The following is an 18010-nucleotide window of genomic DNA, read 5'->3' as shown; positions in this document are numbered from 1 at the left end:
CTGATGTTGCAAGATGATTGTTCTTATGACAAAATTGGACGGCTACCGAGCATTGTCAAATGCGCGTTTGCTGATATTAACGAAAAACGCGATGCTGTCGTTTTGACAACGGAACCCGCATGGGCAGTTGTCAATGGAATTGCCGTACGCCCGAAACAACTTATCTATGTTGATGGGAACACAAGCGCGTATATGGCTACGCTCGCCGAAGCGTGTGAAGGCGAAGTGATCTACGGCATCGGCGGAGGTCTGGCAATTGACGCTGCTAAATACGTTGCATCGACAAACGAACTTCCTTTAGTTGCGCTTCCTACTATCCTGTCAACGGATGCTTTTCTCACTGATGCGACAGGTGTTAGAGAAAATGGGTGTGTTCGCTATCTCTCTTCAAAGGCACCGGATACTGTTATTATAGACATGGATCTTTTGTGCAACGCGCCTGCGTCAATGCGTGCGAGTGGTGCTGCGGATGTCCTCTCAATTGCAACGGCGATGTGGGATTGGCAAGAAGCCGAAAAAATGGGTGAGAACCTACCCGGTCAGCAAATTACACCGCAAACTATTGACATAGGTGCTACCCTCCTTCAAACGCTTCTGGATAACGCACGGGAGATTGGCCGCGGAACACCTGCGGGTCTGAAACTTCTGCTTGACCTACTTTGTATGGAGGTTCAACTCTGTTATCTGTGCGGACATAGCCGCGTTGAAGAGGGAAGCGAACACCATTTTGTCTATGCAATTGAGAACCGTCTAACATCTGATAAACAGATAAGTGTGGAAAGTACGCATGGAGATGAAGAGACTGTTTTACACGGGGAGCTCGTAGGACTCGGCATCTTGTTGATGGCTGCCTTGCAATCTCAACCCTCTTGGACGCAGTACCGTCACGCGTTGGAGTGCTTACAGATTAACTACCGACTCCCTGGTCTCTCTACTGATGCGATTGCTGAGACCCTTATTGGTTTATCCAACTATGTCAGTGAACATCAACTACCCTACACCGTTGCGACGACATTGCGAATTACGCCTGATATCGCCGAACGAACTATAAAAACTGTATTGAATTAAAGCTGAGGACTATGGAACAGAAAAACAGTCAGACACGATCAGATACCCCTATCTCGGTACTTCACGAACAATCCATCGTAATTGATTCGCACAATGATGCGATCGTGGCACATATCCGCCGCGGTAATATCAGCCTTGCTGACGAACATTGCCAAAATCCCACACAACCCCAAGGGACTATTGCTTATTTACGAGGTCCAGTCCCACCAGCGGAAGAAGCGATTGGCATCCAACTCAACATCCCGAAAATGCGAAAGGGCGGGATTGATGCCGCTTTTTTTGCTGTTGACGTGACACGCGCATGGAAAAACCACCTCGCTTATGCTATGGATGCTTTCGGGTGGTTCGATGCAGAGATAACAGCTAATGCCGCCGATATCTGCATCGCGCGACAGGCGAAAGATATTCGCAAAGCAAAAGCAGCGGGCAAACTCGCCGCAATCCTTGCGATTGAAAACAGCGAAGCCGTAGAACGAAGCCTAAATGTCCTCCGTTCCCTGTATCTATTGGGAGTTCGCTCAATCGGATTGACCCATAATCCCAATACGTGGGCATCAACAGGAAATGATGAGGAAGATCTCGGCGGCGGCTTGACCCGATTCGGCATGGCATTGGTCAAAGAGATGAACGAATTGGGAATGCTTGTGGATGTTTCCCATATCAGTGAACGCGGGTTTTGGGATGTTCTGGAAATCTCTGAACGTCCTGTCATCGCATCTCATAGCAATTGTCAGACCTTATGTCGCCACTCACGGAACTTAACCAACGAGCAGTTAAAAGCCTTGGCAGCTAATGGTGGTGTTATTGGTATTACCTTTGTGCCGGGGTTTATTACCTTGGACGGCTGGACAAGAATGCCGCCGTTAGCGCAACTCCTTAATCATTTTGCCTACGCAATTGACATCGCAGGCATAGACCATGTTGGCATCGGATCTGATTTTGATGGCGGTGGCGATTTACTCAAAGATGCAGGCGAATTCATTAAAATCGCGGAAGGATTGAGTGAGCGGGGCTATTCCGATGCGGATATCCGAAAAGTGCTCGGCGAAAATCATCTGCGCGCTTTTGAGGCGGCGTGTGGATAGGACACTCAATCAGTTCTACTTACGGATTTTCCATAAGCGCGCGAGAGATAGAATGCCATACCTCGTCTACACCAATGCCCTTCATACAGATGTTATCTTTGCACTTATCTGTGAACTGCTTACAAGGGCTGCACGGCACGGCATGGCGGATGATTTGGTGTCCGATTCCAAGGGGCTGAAAACGGATATGATTGCCGGGACCAAACAGTGATACAGTGCGGGTACCTACTCCTGCTGCAATGTGCATCGGACCAGTGTCGTTGGCGACAAAAAGATCGCACTGTTCAATGCAAGCGGCTAACTGCCTAATCTGAAGATTCCCTGCAAATGGAATTGCCCGCGTCTCCATGAGATTCACAACAGTCTGCACAAGTTCGGATTCGTACTGGCCGCCAAAAATCAGAACGTCCGCGTTGAAATGTTCTACCAATCTATCCCCAATGGCAGCAAAACGTTCGGGCATCCATTCCCGTAGTTTCCACCCAGCCCCCGGAAAGAGACCTATTTTTAGTCTACCGTCGGCGGTGCCTGCAGTCTTGAGCCGCTGCACGGCGTCCCTCCGTTCAGATTCAGCGAGAAATAGTTCTAACTTCTGATCTGCTGCTGGAATACCTGCCGCATGCAACAGGTCGAAGTAGTGTTCTGTGGCGTGTCTGTTACCTTGCTCAGAGACACGAACGGTGCAAAACCTCCCTTTTCCGACCCGTTCGGTAGCACCACTGAGGTACATGAATATCTCCGTCCGAAACTTCCGTTGGAGATCAATAGCCAGGGTGAACTTACGTTCGCGTAGAAGACGAATAATCCGCCACATCTCACCAGTATCTTTGTCTTTGGCGAGGCGGTCAAAGGTAATTATTTCGTTGAGATGTGGATTTTCACGAAGGATATCGGCGGATTGTTTCGCTACGAGCATAGCGATGTGAGCAGTAGGAAAGTTGGCGCGTACAGCCCGGATAGCGGGTGTTGTAAGTACAATGTCGCCAAGGGAGCTGAGCCGGATGAGCAATATTTTTGGAGTTTTTAAACTATTAAATCTGGTCACCGTTCCACAAATCAGAATCAACGGTATTCATGCCGTGTGGCATGAAATCAACGGTATGAATGCCGTATGGCATTCCCCGGGTTTTCAGTTAAGTCCGACCACCTTTGGGTTATGAAGTTTTTTAGTGATTATGTCTGGGCGATGCTTCCTCGTTGGAGACCTCGATTTTTTCGAGATTATTCAATGCTGTTTCGACCAATGCGTCTATATCTAAGTTTGATTCTACGTCTGCTAACTCAGCGAGTGAAGCACGTGTTGCTGGATGTTTAGGCACGAAGAGAGAACAACAATCTTGGTGTGGACGTGTGGATATGTCAAAAGTACCAATCTGTTGTGCCTTTTCAATAATTTCAGCCTTATCCTCGCCAATAAGGGGTCGCAGAATCGGGATATCAGCAATCGCTTCGATGGTCCGAAGATTCGTTAGCGTCTGCGAAGCGACCTGTGCGAGGCTCTCACCTGTAACAAGTGCCTCGGCGTTTACCAAAGTCGCCACTCGTTCTGCGATGCGCGTCATCATCCGCCGGTACAACAAAACGCGGAACGGTGCCGGTGTCTGTGTAACAATAGTCTGCTGGAGTTCAGCAAACGGAACGAGATAAACCAGACTTCGATAGTTTGAAACTGCCAAAATCTGAGCGAGTTCAATCACTTTCTCCAGAGACGCTTTATCGGTATATGGGTAGCTATAAAAGTGAATAAAAACGGCTTTCGCACCGCGCTTTATCATTTGCCATGCAGCAACAGGAGAATCAATCCCCCCAGACAACATTACCAACACCTTACCGCTCACACCAACAGGCAGTCCACCAATACCTTGGATCTTTTCTGTAGAGATATAGGCATTTTTCTGTGTTATTTTAATCCAACAGATGAGGTCCGGGTTATGCATATCTGCTTTCGCACCGGTCTTTTCAATGAGATGTCCGCCAACCTCAGCACTAATTTGCGGCGACGTTAGCGGAAAAGTTTTGTCAGTTCGTCTTGTTTCGACCTTAAGAGACTTGTAAGTTCTTCCCTGAATTTGCTGCAGGGCGGTCTCTTTGATAGCCGTCATATCTCTCTCCGTAGCGCACGCGAGTTCAAAATAGGCGATCCCCATGACCTGTTGTAGACGTTTCTTAATTTGAGCGACATCGGCGTTTTTTTCGAGTCGTACGAGAATTCTATCGTGAAGTCGTTCTACCTTTGCATAGCCGGTGCCGCGCAGGGCAATCTTGATATTACTTACCAGTCGTTTTTCAAAAAATATCCTGTTTTTCCCTTTGAGCCCAACTTCGGCGTAGTGAACGCTAAATAATTCTTCCATAATTTGTCTCGCGCGAAAAAAATTTAAAAGAAAACTTGTTTACGAAGGACAGCATCTGTCAAACTAAAATGAAGTTTCGCGACATCTCCCAGAGCATTGCTTCCATGCAATCGAATAAATTCTCTACCCGCATCAATAACTTGATATGCACCTCTTGGTAGACGTATCTCATATTTTTCAGACAGTACTTCCATCCGCTTTAGAAAAGTGTCACGAGCAATAATAGAGGCTGCAGCAACAGCGATATCACGTTCCGCTTTTGGCTCCTGGATTATTTTTATTTTTCGGTGTCGTTCATCATCTGTTTGTTGTTTGATAAGGTCATTTTTAGAGAATTTGTCAACAAGTACATGTTTCGCCCCTACCCGGGTTGCCAATGTCTCGATGGCTTCTCTATGAAGGGAGGCGAGTAAGTGATTTAAGTTTTGTCCACGCCTACGGAGATCGTTATAAAGGGTATTGTAGTCGGTCGGCATTTTTTCAACAACAACGATATACGCCTCATAGTCATTGTGCATCAGTTCAGCGAGGCGTTGGATGCGTCGGTTCGATAGCTTTTTCCCATCAGTGATACCGAGAGTCGAAAGGGTTTCGCGACACGCTGCGTCTACATAAACGGCTGCGACAACAAGCGGACCAAAATAATCGCCTTTTCCGGCTTCATCTGTGCCAATCCAGGCATCCCAATTGTGTATGGTGTCCATGTCATAGGTACCCACACGCTAAAGCGTAGGGCTTGTGCTTCCTCGCAGTCAGCGTTTTTCTCTCAGAGAAAAGTCGTCTTATGTCTGCTCCACTTTAGGCAGCCAAGCCTGCCCGTTTGATATTGATAGCCGCGTTTACGTCTCGGTCGTGATGGGAATCACATTCAGGACACGTCCACTGTCTATCTGAAAGAGAGAGTTCTTTATTATGGTATCCGCAATCACTGCAAGGCTTTGTTGTCGCTGTCCACTGACTGATTTTCTTGAGTTTTTTGCCGTGCTTTGCACACTTCTGTTCCAGTATCTGCAGAAACTGGTAGAAGGCGTGGTCAGAGACCTTACGTCCCCAGAGGCGTTTCATGCCGTCAAGATTCAGGGTCTCAAAGCAAAGCACGTCAAACTCGGTGCAAAGTTCGGTCGCAAGTTTCCATTGCCAATCTTCTCTTTGTCGGGTAATCTTTCTATGGAGTCTTGCCAAAGCACGAGCCGCACGGTACCAGTTACCCGAACCTTTGACTTTACGCGAAAGTGCCTTGTTCAGAGTTCGCAACGTCTTCAGCGATTGCTTGAGAAATTGCGGAGATGCTATCTTATCGCCTGCGTCGCTTGTGAGAAATGTTTTGTTTCCGTAATCAAATCCTGCGCTCTTACCCGTCTTGGATTTGAGTTTAGAATCATCAACTTTCTTGCACGAAAAATATATCCAATAGTCCCCACACCTATCTCGCTTGATGGTGATCGTCTTGATAATGCCTTCAATTTTACGGTGTTTGTGGAAAGAGAACCATGTGCCTATACAGTTGATTTTAATACGATTTTCTTCGAGTGTATAGCCGGCTTGTGTGAACGTCATAGAGTTGTATTTGTGGCGAGACTTGATTTTTGGTCTACCGACTTTGCGGTTCGTTTTACCTGCTTTTCGGTCTTTCTTGTTCTGAAAAAATGCGTCTTGGGATTTGCCATACCGCAATACAACGTCTTGAACAACTTGACTCGGCAAGGCTGCCCAGTGCGGTTTTGTCCGCTTTTTGAGTTTGGTGACGTGTCTTTTGAGTTTGTATGCAGATACATCTTTTCCAAACATACGACGATACCGGCGTGCCAGCAACATGATATGCAAATGGATGCCCCACATATCGTCAATCATGTTGCCGAGTTTGATGACGTTCTTTTGCGACTGAAGTTTGAACCCGTAGGCTATTCTCATAGTATATCCGTTATCTGTCTTTATCCCCGAACAAGTGGGATGCAAGCACGCCACCGAGAGATGACGCTTGTTCTGCTTGCCAACGGATACCTTAATTATCCCACAATTTTACACCAAAGTCAAATGTTTTTTTGACACAACTATAGGCGGTGTCTACATCCGCGCCCTAAAGGACGGGGGTTTGACACCGAAGATTATGTATGCTAATTTATTTTTTTCTGTTCGCCTTATTTTTCTTGATACTGCGCTTCCGTTAAATGCCGAGACGCGGCGAATTCAGTAACTTGTTTGCCTACGGCTTTAACTCGCTCACTGAGTTCAGCATCACGTAAATTGCCATCCGTATCAAACGCATCGGACGAGTTTGGAATTGACGCGTCATTCGGGACAACCCAAGCGTGCAGTGCAGTTCCTACCGTTCGTAACATAGAAATAGCGTTTACGGCTCCCATCCGTCCACCGGACACACCGATGAGCCCGATAACTTTATTCTCGAATTCGTCAAACCCCATCAGATCGAGTGCACTTTTGAGGACCCCGCTGAAGCTGCCGTGGTATTCCGGCGAACCGAGAAGTATGCCGTCGGCGCGTTGGACCTTTTCCCGAAGTTTGAATACCCCGGGTGGGTAGTCGTTCTCGCTCGCAACAGAGCCTTGAAAAACGAGTTCGTATTCACTCAGGTCGAGCAATTCAACTTTAGCACCTGCCGCTTCTGCAGCAGAGAGCGCGATTTGGAGTGCAGCGTGTGTCGTACTCCCCTGTCGCAGACTCCCGCAGATGGCAACAACGTAGATGGACTGGTTATCGGTATCCTTCATTTTTCGTATCCTTTTCTGTTAAGTTGTATCATATCGTAGCATAGGCGTAAAGGGATGTCAAAGATTTTATTGGTTTGAAACACCGATGGTAGTCGTGCGCCTATCTTAATTATTTCATATCTGAAAATCAGATATCATCGGTTTCTATGGAAACTTAAAGGCTGAAGGTAGATTTTTCTTGACATATTTTTGGGTTTCTTGTACGATACGCTTGTGGTTTAAAAGACAAGTTTCCTTATCAACTCAACTATGGACATTGAACAACCCCGTGTAACGGACTGGCACTGTCCATTAACAACTATATTTCAAATAGACATGAGGAGGTTCACTCATGCGTTTAGTTATGTATGTACTCGCGGCTGCACTAATAGTAGGCAGCGCACTCTCCACTTATGCTGCGGTCGAAGACGACGGGTTAATCCTCTATTTTAGTTTTGATGAAGCCAAAGGTGGAACACTTGTAGATGAAACCGGGGGCGGAAATGATGCTGAAATCGTTGATGGTGCGAAGATCGTCAAGAATGAAGGTGTCTACGGCGGCTCAATGTTATTCGCAAAAGGTGCAGACAGTGTGACGGTCGATTCCTTCAAGGAATTAGAAGATTATACAGACAACTCCTTTCTCTTCTGGCTCAACTTTACGGATCCAAACTCCGGTGGCTGGGATCAAATCATCGCGAAAAAGGCACCCGGCTCTGATCGTTCACCCGGTATCTGGACCTGTAACCGTGTCCCCTTGCACATCCACTATCGGTTCAATCCCGGCAACGCCGGAAGCCATTGTGTCGGGCCTGATGGAGAAGGTGATACATTTGACGAAAATAAGTGGTACCACATTGCTGGGATCAAAGAGGGTACTGATTTCCTATTTTACATTGACGGTAAAGTGGTTGACGAACAGACTGTTCCCAAGGATCACGCGCAAGGGGCAGAGAAACTTTACATCGGTAGAACGAATTATAATGCTGCGAAATTCTACATTGATGACCTCTATGTCTACGATAGAGCACTTGATGCTGATGAGGTCACCAGTGTTATGGATGGGAAGCTACTCCCAGTTGAACCTGAGGACAAACTTTCTACTACATGGGGACAGCTCAAAGCACGTCGTGACTAATAACGCATCCACAAAGTGTAGGGACGGGGTTTCTCCGTCCCACATCTATCTCTTCATCCATGAATGTTTACGTATCAGTCCCGTCTGTCCGTTCCAGTGAAAATCTTGTTTCTCTCCTTTATTCTGCTCGTTCCACCTGTATTGATGCAAGGGTGGTGCGATACTGAAGCAGAACTCAATAGCCGGATTGAACGTGGAATCCGTTATCTTGACACGGAACAGTACAATCTGGCACTCGCTGAATTTCAAACTATCCGAAAAGAATTCGCCACCTCCGAGCGTATTAGCAGTTTCGCCCAATGCTATATCGGTATTGTCTACCAGGAACTCAATAGTCTCAGTGAGGCGATAACGGCGTATCAGGCTGCATTGGCACTGGATGGACAACCAGAGGTTCATGGAAGTGCTTACCTTCATTTAGGCATCGTCTACAAAGTGCAAGGCGAGTTATTGCTGGCTGAAAGTCATCTCAAACAAGCCCTTGGACTCCTGGCTGAGACTGCCGAAGCGCACACTCATCTTGGCGATGTTTATGCGCGCCAACGTAGATTTGATGATGCTGAGAAAGCGTATCATGCAGGCATTCGATTGAATCCGAACCAGACTGAATCCTATTACGGATTGGGAAGAGTGGCAGAAATGCAAAATCGACTGGAACAGGCTCTTGCGTATTACGAGGCTGCCCTCGCGCGGAACCGCTACCTATCCCAGGCGCACTATCGGCGTGCTCTTGCACACCGGCGACTTGGGAATAGCGAACACGCTGAGACGGCGATGACGCAGTTTCGTCGCTTAAAAACTTACGAAGATAGGATGCACCAGTACCGAGAAGCCCTCTACAGTAATCCGAACTTGCCGATGCTCTACATTAAACTCGGTGAACTCCATGAAACTTATGACAACTTAACAGAGGCATCTCAAATCTACGAAGCTGCAATACAGGTACACCCGTCTTACTTACCAGCATATCTCAGCCTTGGTGAGGTATTTATTCAACAGCGCAATCTTGAGGAAGCCATTGGGGTCTACCAGAAGGCTACAAAAATTGCTCCCAATAATTCACAAGTGTGGGGGAAGTTGGGGGTCATCTATATCAACCAACGCCAATTTGAACCAGCAATTCTGGCATTCAAACAAGCGATTGCGGCAGATAACACCGCAGCGGAAGCGTATAACAACTTGGCACGACTCTACGCTGGACTCGGTAAAGAGATGCAGCAAGCAATTGACTTAGCCGAACACGCAGTCACTTTGATGCCGACAGCGAAACATTACGACACACTCGCGTATACCTATTATCGCAATGCTGAATATGCTAAAGCTTTAACGGTGATTAATCAGGCACTCGCGTTAGCACCTGATGCAAATGAATACAACAAGTTGCTACTGAAAATTCAGGAAGCACAAGTCGCAAATAAGCATGAGAAAAAATAAAGTTTACAAACATAATCGAAAGGAAGCGGAATGAAGAAAGGAATATGTATCGGTTCATTGCCGGGTGATTCGACGGAAGCGCGCTTCAGACTTGCAAAGGAAGCCGGATTTGACGGTGTTGAAATCGGCACCCTTGAAAATGATGCCGACCGACACGAAAGAAAACAGATCGCAGCACAATGCCAATTGGAAGTGTTCAGTGTGATGAATAGTAAACATTGGGCGTGTCCACTTTCTGATCCAGATGATGGCGTTCGCGCCGAATCGCGAGCGGGTATGCTTGATTCAATAACAACCGCATCGGCTGTCGGGGCAGATACTGTGTTGCTTGTTCCTGCTGTTGTAAATGACGGAACGAGTTATGAAGAGGCGTATGGGCGTTCGCAGGCGGAAATTCACAAGTTAATTCCAGAAGCGGCAGAAAAAGGCATCGCGATTGCCCTTGAGAATGTTTGGAATAAATTTCTGCTCAGTCCAATAGAATTTTGTCAGTATCTTGATGAATTTGAGAGTGATACGATAACTGCCTATTTCGATGTCGGCAATATCGTCCTATACGGGTATCCGCAACACTGGATCCGTTCTCTCGGAGATCGTATCTCTAAAGTACATGTCAAAGGTTTTAACGCAGATGAACGCAGATTCACTTATCTCATTGAGGACTGCACAATTAATTGGAACGCTGTCATGGCGGCACTTGAAGAGATCGGTTATGACGACTATATAACGGCGGAACTACCTGTTGATAAAGACAATCCGGAAGGAACAGTGCATGGCATCAGTGATGATATGGACAGAATTATCGCTGGGAATGTCTAAAATAGAAACGCCTACCACCCTTAGAAAGCGTATCTACAGAATCAATGGAAATTATCATTCAACCTACTTATGCCCAACTTGTAGCAGTTTCAGCGGAGATCATTCGGGATGCCCTCTTAAAAAAGCCGAATCTCGTTTTGGGACTCGCTACGGGTAGCACCCCTATTGGGCTTTACGAAGCCTTGGCGCGGATGCACAAGACAGAAGGGCTCGATTTCTCGAAGGTGACGACTTTTAACTTGGATGAATACGTAGGAATCCCGCCGAGCCATCCGTATAGTTACCACACTTTCATGGAAACCCACTTTTTTAGTGTTGTTAATGTTCCGCCAGAGAATTGTCATATCCCACAGAGCACTGCGGTTGCACATGAGGAATTCTGCGAAAGATACGAAGCCGCAATCGTAAATGCTGGGGGCATTGATATCCAAGTGCTCGGTATCGGAAAGGACGGACATATCGGTTTTAACGAACCGAGTTCTTCCCTAGGTTCTCGAACGCGCATCAAAACGCTTGCGCAGAGTACCTTGGAGGCGAACGCGCCGCATTTCGGTGGCACTGTTGACGCGGTGCCAAAAATGGCGATTACAATGGGAGTGGGCACAATTATGGAAGCAAAACAGTGTCTGCTATTGGCAAGTGGGGAGTCAAAAGCGGAGGCGATCGCACACGCTGTGGAAGGCCCTATTACAGCGGAAGTGCCAGCATCGGTGCTACAGATGCATCCGCGAACAATTGTGGTCATTGACGAGACGGCGGCTTCGCAATTGAAACGCGTAGATTACTATAAGCAGGTTTACGCAAATAAGCAGAAACTCTTGAGTAGCAGTTAGCGGATATTCGCTTACGAGTCCTGCTCTTGGCGCAAGCCGTACTCTTTTGCTTTTCGCTGAATCGTACGACGACTCACCTTGAGTATTTCTGCTGCTTTTGCTTTGTTATTGTCTACAGATTCGAGGGTAGCACGGAGTGCTTCACGGTTGATTTCATCAAGCGACATACCGACTTCCACGTTTAAAGGCTGCTTCCCTTCGATCACGGCAGTTGATGCCCAGACATCCGGAACTGAGGGTAAATTTGAAAACTCTATTCCGGTCGCTTTGAGAATTCGTTCCGGTAAGTCAATCTGCTGGATTGTGGATTGGGTGGACATCACAACGATACCCTCAATACAGTTTTTCAATTCGCGAACATTTCCGGGCCACTTATATTTCATCAGCGTTCTGATGGCCTCTGGTGAAAGGCTTACCAGAGATTTGTTGTTTTGTAGACAAAATTCTTCGAGAAAGTCTTTAACGAGGAGTGGGATATCTTCGATGCGTTCTTGAAGCGTTGGAAGATGAATGGGGACTACATTAAGCCGGTCGTAGAGGTCAGGTAGAAATTCGCGTTTCCTTGATGCCTTTTCTAAATCGTGATTTGTGGCACATACAATTCGGACATCAACTTGTATCGTTTTGTCTCCACCGACGCGCTCAAATTCGCGTTCCTCAAGCACCCGCAAGAGGCGTGCTTGATTGGATAAACTCAGCTGCGAAATTTCATCGAGAAATAGGGTGCCGCCGTGCGCGAGTTCAAATCTCCCTTTGCGTTGATGATAGGCGCCACTGAACGCACCGCGTTCATGTCCAAAGAGTTCAGACTCAGCAAGGTTTTCGTTCAGCGTTGCACAATTAAATGCGATCAGGGGACCGTGTCGCAAACTGCGGTGGTGAATCGCGCGAGCAACTAATTCCTTTCCTGTACCACGTGCGCCGTAAATCATTACAGTCGCTTTGGTCGGTGCGATTTGGGCAATCATTTCTCGGATTTTGGTGATTTCAGGCGACTTGCCCGTCAAACGACGTAGACCTTCGTTTTCATCTATTTGTGATTGCAGCTGCCGATTTTCAAACGCGAGACGTTGATTTTCGAGGGTTCTGTGTAGCAGTGCCGCCAGATGAACTGGGTTGGCTGGCTTTGGCAGAAAATAGGTATCTTTGTAAGCGAGCATCGCTCTGATACCGATGTCAGTTTCTAAGATGTTTGGTTCTGTGATAAAAATTACGCCGACATCTGGATGGTGCTGTATCGCCGCCTCTAACAGTGCTAATCCGTCAATCCGTCTTGCTTTCAATTGTGCAATAAGGATATCTACCTTCAGGTGTTCAATATGATAAAATGCCTGATACATATTGCCTGTAGCAACGAGACGGAGACCTTTGCCTGCTAACGTTTCACAGACAAGTTCGCGTTCCGTCCGATCAGCATCTACAATAAGCACGGTTTTCTGTGTGTCCATGGTCGGAAGCCCCTTCCCAATATCTCAAATTTCTAATCACACTTCTTAATCTATAGGACTATGATACCTTATCGCGCCAAAAAAGTATTGTTTAAAGTTGAGAATTTTGATAAACTATAAACTTAATAACGAACACTATAAGAAATTTTATTCATAATTTTCGGAGGAATGAATGGATAGAAATCTCAGTTCACTGTATAGGCTCGGTGGGCTCACTGGTATCTTGAGCGGTTTCCTCATGCTCGCGTCAAGTATTTGGTTTATTTTTGGTTTATCATCTATTCTATCAGAGAAACAGTTTGAACTTATAGGGAGAATAGGGGTTTTTCACGGTATAGGCGTTCTAACGCTTATTTTGCTGATTCCTACTTTGTTAGCCAGTTATGGCTTGCTTTCTTCGGAAGCAGGTACACGCAGCATTTTGGGCGCGACTTTTGCCGTATCGTGGCTGATTATAGAGTTAATAGCCCACTGCTCGCAAACTGCTCCGTTGAACGAACTATCCAAGTTAGCAAATGAAACCTCTACTGCTTCGATTGGAGAATCGCTTTATACGCTCTGGGTAGAATGGGGAGAGGCACTCTTTATGACCGGTGCCTTTCTGTGTGCACTATTGGCAATCTGTTATGGTTCGGCACTTGGTGCCTGGGGAAATTCGATTGGCATGTATCTGTTCTTTATTTCGATAATCGCTTTTCCAGTGGGTGTTATCCTGAACATGGATATACAGTTGCATATACTCACCCGAGGCCTTGCCTTTCTGTTTCTTGGTGGCATCCTCTTACAAGCCCCCGCGGAGGAAGAACAACTATAGCCGAGTAAGACTTGGGACTTTACTATCTTCGACCTTTGGACCGAAGGATTTAACAGAAGTAGAAATTACGCTTCATTTTCGTCTTCGTCTTCGTTTAGTAATCTTTCCAATTCTGCTAAGATGTCCTCTTCATCGCTTTCTGCCGCTGTGGTTTCTGTATCAAGTGCTTCCAGATCAGAACGAAATTCTATGAGATTGCTCAGGTACCGTTCGCGTGTAATATTTTCTGCTTCCCCGTGCGCCTCGCGCAAACATTCACCACAAAACTCACCGATCTGTCGGATTCCAGCGTCTATATGTTGTAATGCTGCCGCTGCATCGTCTTCTTGCAAACTCAATTCTGCGCTGGCGATGCTGTGCATCATAAGCATGTAACCCTTATATTGATAGCTCTGCCAAGCGACATCTGATGGGGCACATTGGCGTGCCAGATTCGTTACGGCAATATTAGTAGCGGTATCACGCTGCACATCTTTCCACCGCTTGATGCCCGCAAACAAAAGGTAGCGTGTATAGCGATGAAAAGATTCTTCAAAGAGCGTTTGCCATTCCTCTGATTCTAATTGGAATCCTTCACGAGTCCCGTGCTGTTCTTCATAGGTCCGTAATTTTGCAAAAAAATAATCGTAATAGGAATCCATGCCGTGTGGACGCATACCGTCAGGACGGCCCGTCGCGTAAATGCGCGAGATAGTAAAAGCATTTGGCTGTACAACGACAACCTCCCTACCATCTTCAATTTTCAGGACACTCACGGGACGATCGATATCAAGATTCAGCATTTCGAGAATCCGGTCGAAGGTTTGAACCCATCGGGTGTTTCTTTGTATAGAGTCGTTGGTTGCCATTTGTCTATCCTTTTCATAGTTGCCAGTTATCAGTTGTCAATTTTGAGCGTTATCAATTATCAGTTAATAGTTGTCAATTAAGATGTCCGGCTGCTACAAACATTTTCTTCGGTCCCAATGGATTCTTAACTGAATATTGAAAACTGATGCCTCTGCTAATCAATAATCGATAACTATTAAAGCGTCCGAAAATAATCTTGGAGGGACGTGACAGTAATATCTCCACGCTGCAGCGCATCAATAGCATTAACAGCTGCGGCTGCGCCAGGAATAGTTGAAAAAATCGGAATATTATGTGTTATCGCCATCTCCCGAATTAAGAGTTCATTCGGACGGTGCAAGTCTCCAGTCGGCGTATTGATAATCAGGGCAACGGCGTGATTTTTGATATAGTCGTGAATCGTCGGTCTGCCTTTTCCGATGCTGAAGACGAGTTCTGATTCCATTCCATTGCGAAGAAGCACTTTCGCAGTTCCGTGCGTGGCGATGAGTTCAAAGCCCATATCTATGAGTTTCTTGGCGATAAAAATAATCGCGCGCTTGTCTTTGTTTTTCACGCTAATAAAGACTTTACCCCCCAACGGTAGCGTGTAACCGCAAGCCTTTTGTGCTTTCGCAAAGGCGCGAGAGAAATCTGTATCAATCCCCATTACCTCTCCAGTAGATTTCATTTCGGGTCCAAGTCGAGTATTGGAACCTGGAAAGCGATTAAACGGAAAAACCGGTGCCTTGACACTGAAATACGTAGGTTCGATTTCACGGGTAAATCCAAGTTCAGCGAGCGTTTTTCCTGCCATTACGCGCGCTGCAAGTTTCGCTAGTGGCACGCCTATCGCTTTGCTAACAAACGGGATGGTTCGAGACGCACGGGGATTTACCTCAAGCACGTAGATTTCATCATTCTTTATTGCATACTGGACATTCATCAGACCGCGCACCCGGAGTGCTTTTGCTAAAGCATAAGTGAAAGTTTTGAGGTTTTCGATCTGTTCATCTACGAGTGTATACGGTGGTAAAACGCAGTCGCTGTCTCCAGAATGGATACCCGCCTCCTCAATGTGTTCCATGATACCACCAATCACCGTCTTTTCTCCATCGGAGATTGCATCAACGTCTACTTCGATCGCCTCTTCAAGGTATTTGTCGATAAGGATTGGGTGCTCTGGCGAGGCTTGAACGGCAGAATGCATATATTCATGTAAGAGTTCTTCGTCGTAAACGATTTGCATCGCACGTCCACCTAAAACATAAGATGGACGAACAATAACAGGATAGCCGAGCGCTGCAGCGATAGGCGCAGCTTCCTCGCTTGATGTTGCCGTACCGTTGGGTGATTGCATCAATCCAATTTCATCTAATACCGCTTTGAAGAGTTTCCGGTCCTCGGAGCGAGCAATATCTTCAGGGCTGGTGCCGATTATCGGAACGCCTGCATCCTTGAGCGCGATAGCAAGGTTTAATGGGGTTTGTCCGCCAAACTGAACAATGACACCGAAAGGTTTCTCTTTGTGATAAATGTTTAAAACGTCTTCACGCGTTAACGGTTCAAAGTAGAGCCGATCCGAAGTATCGTAGTCTGTACTGACGGTTTCGGGATTGCTGTTCACCATAATGGTTTCATAACCGTCATCTTTCAGCGCAAGGGCAGCATGGACACAACAGTAGTCGAATTCGATGCCTTGTCCGATACGGTTTGGACCGCCGCCAAGGATCATGATTTTCGGTTTATCAGATGGACGTACCTCGTCTTCGCTGGAAGAGGTAGAATAGTAGTAGGGTGTTTCTGCCTCAAATTCTGCGGCGCAGGTGTCAACGGTTTTGAAAGTCGCTTCAATGCCGAGCCCTTCTCGACATTCACGAATGGTGCCCTCGGATACGTCGTAGATGTCCGCTAATTGTCGGTCCGAAAATCCGAATTGTTTTGCTTGCTGCAAGAGTTTCTTTATGTGTATCTCATCAGGTTCGCCGTTTTGTGGCGTGTGATTTAACACGGGATCTTGTAAATGCTGTTTTATGTATTGCTGCGTCCCCGGTTGGGACAAGGTCTGTTCAAAGTCAACGATTTCCTTCAAATTGTAGAGGAAAAACGGATCAATGTGCGTGTAGGCATGAATTTCCTCAATACTCATTCCGCGCGCAAGGGCAGCTTTGATATAAAAAATACGCTTGACGTTCGGAATGCTGAGTTTACTCGGAAGTTCGGACAGTGGAAGTTCATCAAGTGGATGGTTGTCCAATCCAGACCACCCGGTCTCTAACGACCGCAATCCTTTCTGTAGTGCCTCTTTAAAGGTCCCACCGATCGCCATCGCCTCCCCAACGGATTTCATTTGTGTCGTGAGGGTTTCATCGGTGCCTTGGAATTTTTCAAACGCCCACCGCGGAATTTTAACAACGACATAATCAATCGTAGGTTCAAAGCAGGCTGGTGTTTCAGCTGTAATGTCGTTGGGTATTTCGTCCAAATTATAACCGACAGCCAATTTTGCAGCGATCTTAGCGATCGGAAATCCAGTGGCTTTTGAGGCGAGCGCGGAGCTCCGAGAGACGCGAGGGTTCATCTCAATGACCACCTGTTTACCCGTTTTCGGATCAACAGCGAATTGGATATTCGAGCCGCCAGTGTCAACACCAATCTCGCGGATAATTTTAATCGCCGCATCTCGCATTAATTGATATTCTTTGTCTGTTAGGGTTTGGATAGGTGCAACGGTGATGCTATCACCGGTGTGGATTCCCATCGGATCGACATTTTCAATCGAACAGATTATGACGACATTGTCTGCGCCATCTCGCATGACCTCCAACTCGAATTCCTTCCAACCTATAACGGATTCTTCGATAAGCAGTTCGCTGATTGGACTGAGCGCGAGACCCGCGGCGACCATTTTTTCGTATTCTTCGATATTGTAAGCAATCCCGCCCCCTGTGCCGCCAAGCGTAAATGCAGGACGGATGATTGCCGGAAAACCGATCTTTTTAACGAGATCAAGGGCTTTCTGCACGGAATGCGCAATGCCGCTCTCAGGGACATCCAATCCGATTTTTATCATTGCCTCTTTGAAGAGGGCGCGGTCTTCTGCTTTTTGGATGGCTGGCAATTTGGCACCGATAAGTTCGACCTCGTACTTATCTAATACGCCATTTTCCGCAAGTTCGACAGACACGTTCAGAGCCGTTTGTCCACCAAGCGTCGGTAGCAACGCCTGTGGACGTTCTTTGGCAATGACGAGTTCCACGGTGTCCGCTGTAATCGGCTCAATGTAGGTCTGATCGGCAAAATCCGGGTCGGTCATGATAGTCGCAGGATTACTATTGACAAGGGTAATTTCATACCCTTCCTCTTTGAGTGCCTTGCATGCCTGCGTTCCTGAATAGTCAAACTCGCACGCTTGACCAATGATAATCGCACCGGATCCGATAATTAAGATCTTTTTTATATCTGTTCGTTTTGGCATTTT

The 18010-nt window shown here is 46.7% G+C and carries 15 protein-coding genes; 7 read left to right on the top strand and 8 right to left on the bottom strand.

The features are described 5' to 3' along the window. Positions 1-3 precede the first annotated feature (3 nt). Both OXN25_04210 and OXN25_04205 read left to right on the top strand, forming a co-directional pair. Positions 4-1068 carry an iron-containing alcohol dehydrogenase gene (locus OXN25_04210; protein ID MDE0424059.1) on the top strand — a complete coding sequence of 355 codons (1065 nt, stop codon included), beginning with the start codon at positions 4-6 and terminating at the stop codon, positions 1066-1068. Between the two features lie 11 nt (positions 1069-1079). Beyond that, a complete protein-coding gene (locus tag OXN25_04205; protein ID MDE0424058.1) occupies positions 1080-2153 on the top strand; it encodes a dipeptidase in 1074 nt (357 codons plus the stop codon). 19 nt (positions 2154-2172) lie between these two features. On the opposite strand, the gene OXN25_04200 is transcribed toward OXN25_04205, so the two are convergent. The 5 genes from OXN25_04200 to OXN25_04180 form a co-directional block, all read right to left on the bottom strand. Further along, positions 2173-3198, bottom strand: a complete 1026-nt coding sequence (locus tag OXN25_04200) for a glycosyltransferase family 9 protein (protein MDE0424057.1) — start codon at positions 3196-3198, stop codon at positions 2173-2175. Positions 3199-3319: 121 nt separating this feature from the next. Further along, the gene (thiI, locus tag OXN25_04195; protein ID MDE0424056.1) at positions 3320-4507 is read right to left on the bottom strand and encodes a tRNA 4-thiouridine(8) synthase ThiI; all 1188 of its coding nucleotides are present in this window, start codon (positions 4505-4507) and stop codon (positions 3320-3322) included. Between the two features lie 23 nt (positions 4508-4530). Next, positions 4531-5211 (bottom strand): ribonuclease HIII, encoded by a 681-nt coding sequence (gene rnhC / locus OXN25_04190; protein MDE0424055.1) that lies wholly within the window; start codon positions 5209-5211, stop codon positions 4531-4533. A gap of 94 nt (positions 5212-5305) precedes the next feature. Then, positions 5306-6418 (bottom strand): RNA-guided endonuclease TnpB family protein, encoded by a 1113-nt coding sequence (locus OXN25_04185; GenBank protein MDE0424054.1) that lies wholly within the window; start codon positions 6416-6418, stop codon positions 5306-5308. 227 nt (positions 6419-6645) lie between these two features. Continuing rightward, positions 6646-7236, bottom strand: a complete 591-nt coding sequence (locus OXN25_04180) for an NAD(P)H-dependent oxidoreductase (protein MDE0424053.1) — start codon at positions 7234-7236, stop codon at positions 6646-6648. Between the two features lie 331 nt (positions 7237-7567). On the opposite strand from OXN25_04180, the gene OXN25_04175 reads away from it, so the two are divergent. The 4 genes from OXN25_04175 to nagB all read left to right on the top strand — a co-directional run bounded on the left by OXN25_04175 (position 7568) and on the right by nagB (position 11439). After that, positions 7568-8353, top strand: coding sequence for a LamG domain-containing protein (locus tag OXN25_04175; GenBank protein ID MDE0424052.1), 786 nt, complete (start codon positions 7568-7570; stop codon positions 8351-8353). Between the two features lie 63 nt (positions 8354-8416). After that, on the top strand, positions 8417-9787 hold the full coding sequence (locus OXN25_04170; protein MDE0424051.1) for a tetratricopeptide repeat protein: 1371 nt from the start codon (positions 8417-8419) through the stop codon (positions 9785-9787). A gap of 30 nt (positions 9788-9817) precedes the next feature. Further along, positions 9818-10606: a sugar phosphate isomerase/epimerase gene (locus OXN25_04165; GenBank protein ID MDE0424050.1), complete on the top strand. Its 789-nt coding sequence runs from the start codon at positions 9818-9820 to the stop codon at positions 10604-10606. Positions 10607-10650: 44 nt separating this feature from the next. Next, on the top strand, positions 10651-11439 hold the full coding sequence (nagB, locus tag OXN25_04160) for a glucosamine-6-phosphate deaminase (GenBank protein MDE0424049.1): 789 nt from the start codon (positions 10651-10653) through the stop codon (positions 11437-11439). Between the two features lie 11 nt (positions 11440-11450). On the opposite strand, the gene OXN25_04155 is transcribed toward nagB, so the two are convergent. Further along, positions 11451-12887, bottom strand: coding sequence for a sigma-54 dependent transcriptional regulator (locus OXN25_04155; GenBank protein MDE0424048.1), 1437 nt, complete (start codon positions 12885-12887; stop codon positions 11451-11453). A 172-nt stretch (positions 12888-13059) separates the two neighbouring features. Here OXN25_04155 and OXN25_04150 point away from each other — a divergent pair, with 172 nt between their 5' ends. Further along, positions 13060-13701 carry a hypothetical protein gene (locus tag OXN25_04150; GenBank protein ID MDE0424047.1) on the top strand — a complete coding sequence of 214 codons (642 nt, stop codon included), beginning with the start codon at positions 13060-13062 and terminating at the stop codon, positions 13699-13701. A gap of 65 nt (positions 13702-13766) precedes the next feature. Here OXN25_04150 and OXN25_04145 read toward each other — a convergent pair whose 3' ends face one another. Next, on the bottom strand, positions 13767-14549 hold the full coding sequence (locus OXN25_04145; GenBank protein ID MDE0424046.1) for a DNA helicase UvrBC: 783 nt from the start codon (positions 14547-14549) through the stop codon (positions 13767-13769). A 176-nt stretch (positions 14550-14725) separates the two neighbouring features. Then, positions 14726-18007, bottom strand: coding sequence for a carbamoyl-phosphate synthase large subunit (carB, locus tag OXN25_04140; GenBank protein ID MDE0424045.1), 3282 nt, complete (start codon positions 18005-18007; stop codon positions 14726-14728). Between the last annotated feature and the right edge of the window lie 3 nt (positions 18008-18010).

Source organism: Candidatus Poribacteria bacterium (assembly GCA_028820845.1).
Taxonomy (GTDB): domain Bacteria; phylum Poribacteria; class WGA-4E; order WGA-4E; family WGA-3G; genus WGA-3G.
The sequence above is the reverse complement of the archived record's forward strand: the minus strand, read 5'-3'. Positions and strand labels throughout refer to the sequence as shown.

Excerpts from the sequence above, each read along its gene's own strand:
- OXN25_04210 (MDE0424059.1), top strand. The coding sequence starts at position 4 with ATGTTGCAAGATGATTGTTCTTATGACAAAATTGGACGGCTACCGAGC.
- OXN25_04205 (MDE0424058.1), top strand. The coding sequence starts at position 1,080 with ATGGAACAGAAAAACAGTCAGACACGATCAGATACCCCTATCTCGGTA.
- thiI (MDE0424056.1), bottom strand. The coding sequence starts at position 4,507 with ATGGAAGAATTATTTAGCGTTCACTACGCCGAAGTTGGGCTCAAAGGG.
- rnhC (MDE0424055.1), bottom strand. The coding sequence starts at position 5,211 with ATGGACACCATACACAATTGGGATGCCTGGATTGGCACAGATGAAGCC.
- OXN25_04185 (MDE0424054.1), bottom strand. The coding sequence starts at position 6,418 with ATGAGAATAGCCTACGGGTTCAAACTTCAGTCGCAAAAGAACGTCATC.
- OXN25_04180 (MDE0424053.1), bottom strand. The coding sequence starts at position 7,236 with ATGAAGGATACCGATAACCAGTCCATCTACGTTGTTGCCATCTGCGGG.
- OXN25_04175 (MDE0424052.1), top strand. The coding sequence starts at position 7,568 with ATGCGTTTAGTTATGTATGTACTCGCGGCTGCACTAATAGTAGGCAGC.
- OXN25_04170 (MDE0424051.1), top strand. The coding sequence starts at position 8,417 with ATGTTTACGTATCAGTCCCGTCTGTCCGTTCCAGTGAAAATCTTGTTT.
- OXN25_04165 (MDE0424050.1), top strand. The coding sequence starts at position 9,818 with ATGAAGAAAGGAATATGTATCGGTTCATTGCCGGGTGATTCGACGGAA.
- nagB (MDE0424049.1), top strand. The coding sequence starts at position 10,651 with ATGGAAATTATCATTCAACCTACTTATGCCCAACTTGTAGCAGTTTCA.
- OXN25_04155 (MDE0424048.1), bottom strand. The coding sequence starts at position 12,887 with ATGGACACACAGAAAACCGTGCTTATTGTAGATGCTGATCGGACGGAA.
- OXN25_04150 (MDE0424047.1), top strand. The coding sequence starts at position 13,060 with ATGGATAGAAATCTCAGTTCACTGTATAGGCTCGGTGGGCTCACTGGT.
- OXN25_04145 (MDE0424046.1), bottom strand. The coding sequence starts at position 14,549 with ATGGCAACCAACGACTCTATACAAAGAAACACCCGATGGGTTCAAACC.
- carB (MDE0424045.1), bottom strand. The coding sequence starts at position 18,007 with ATGCCAAAACGAACAGATATAAAAAAGATCTTAATTATCGGATCCGGT.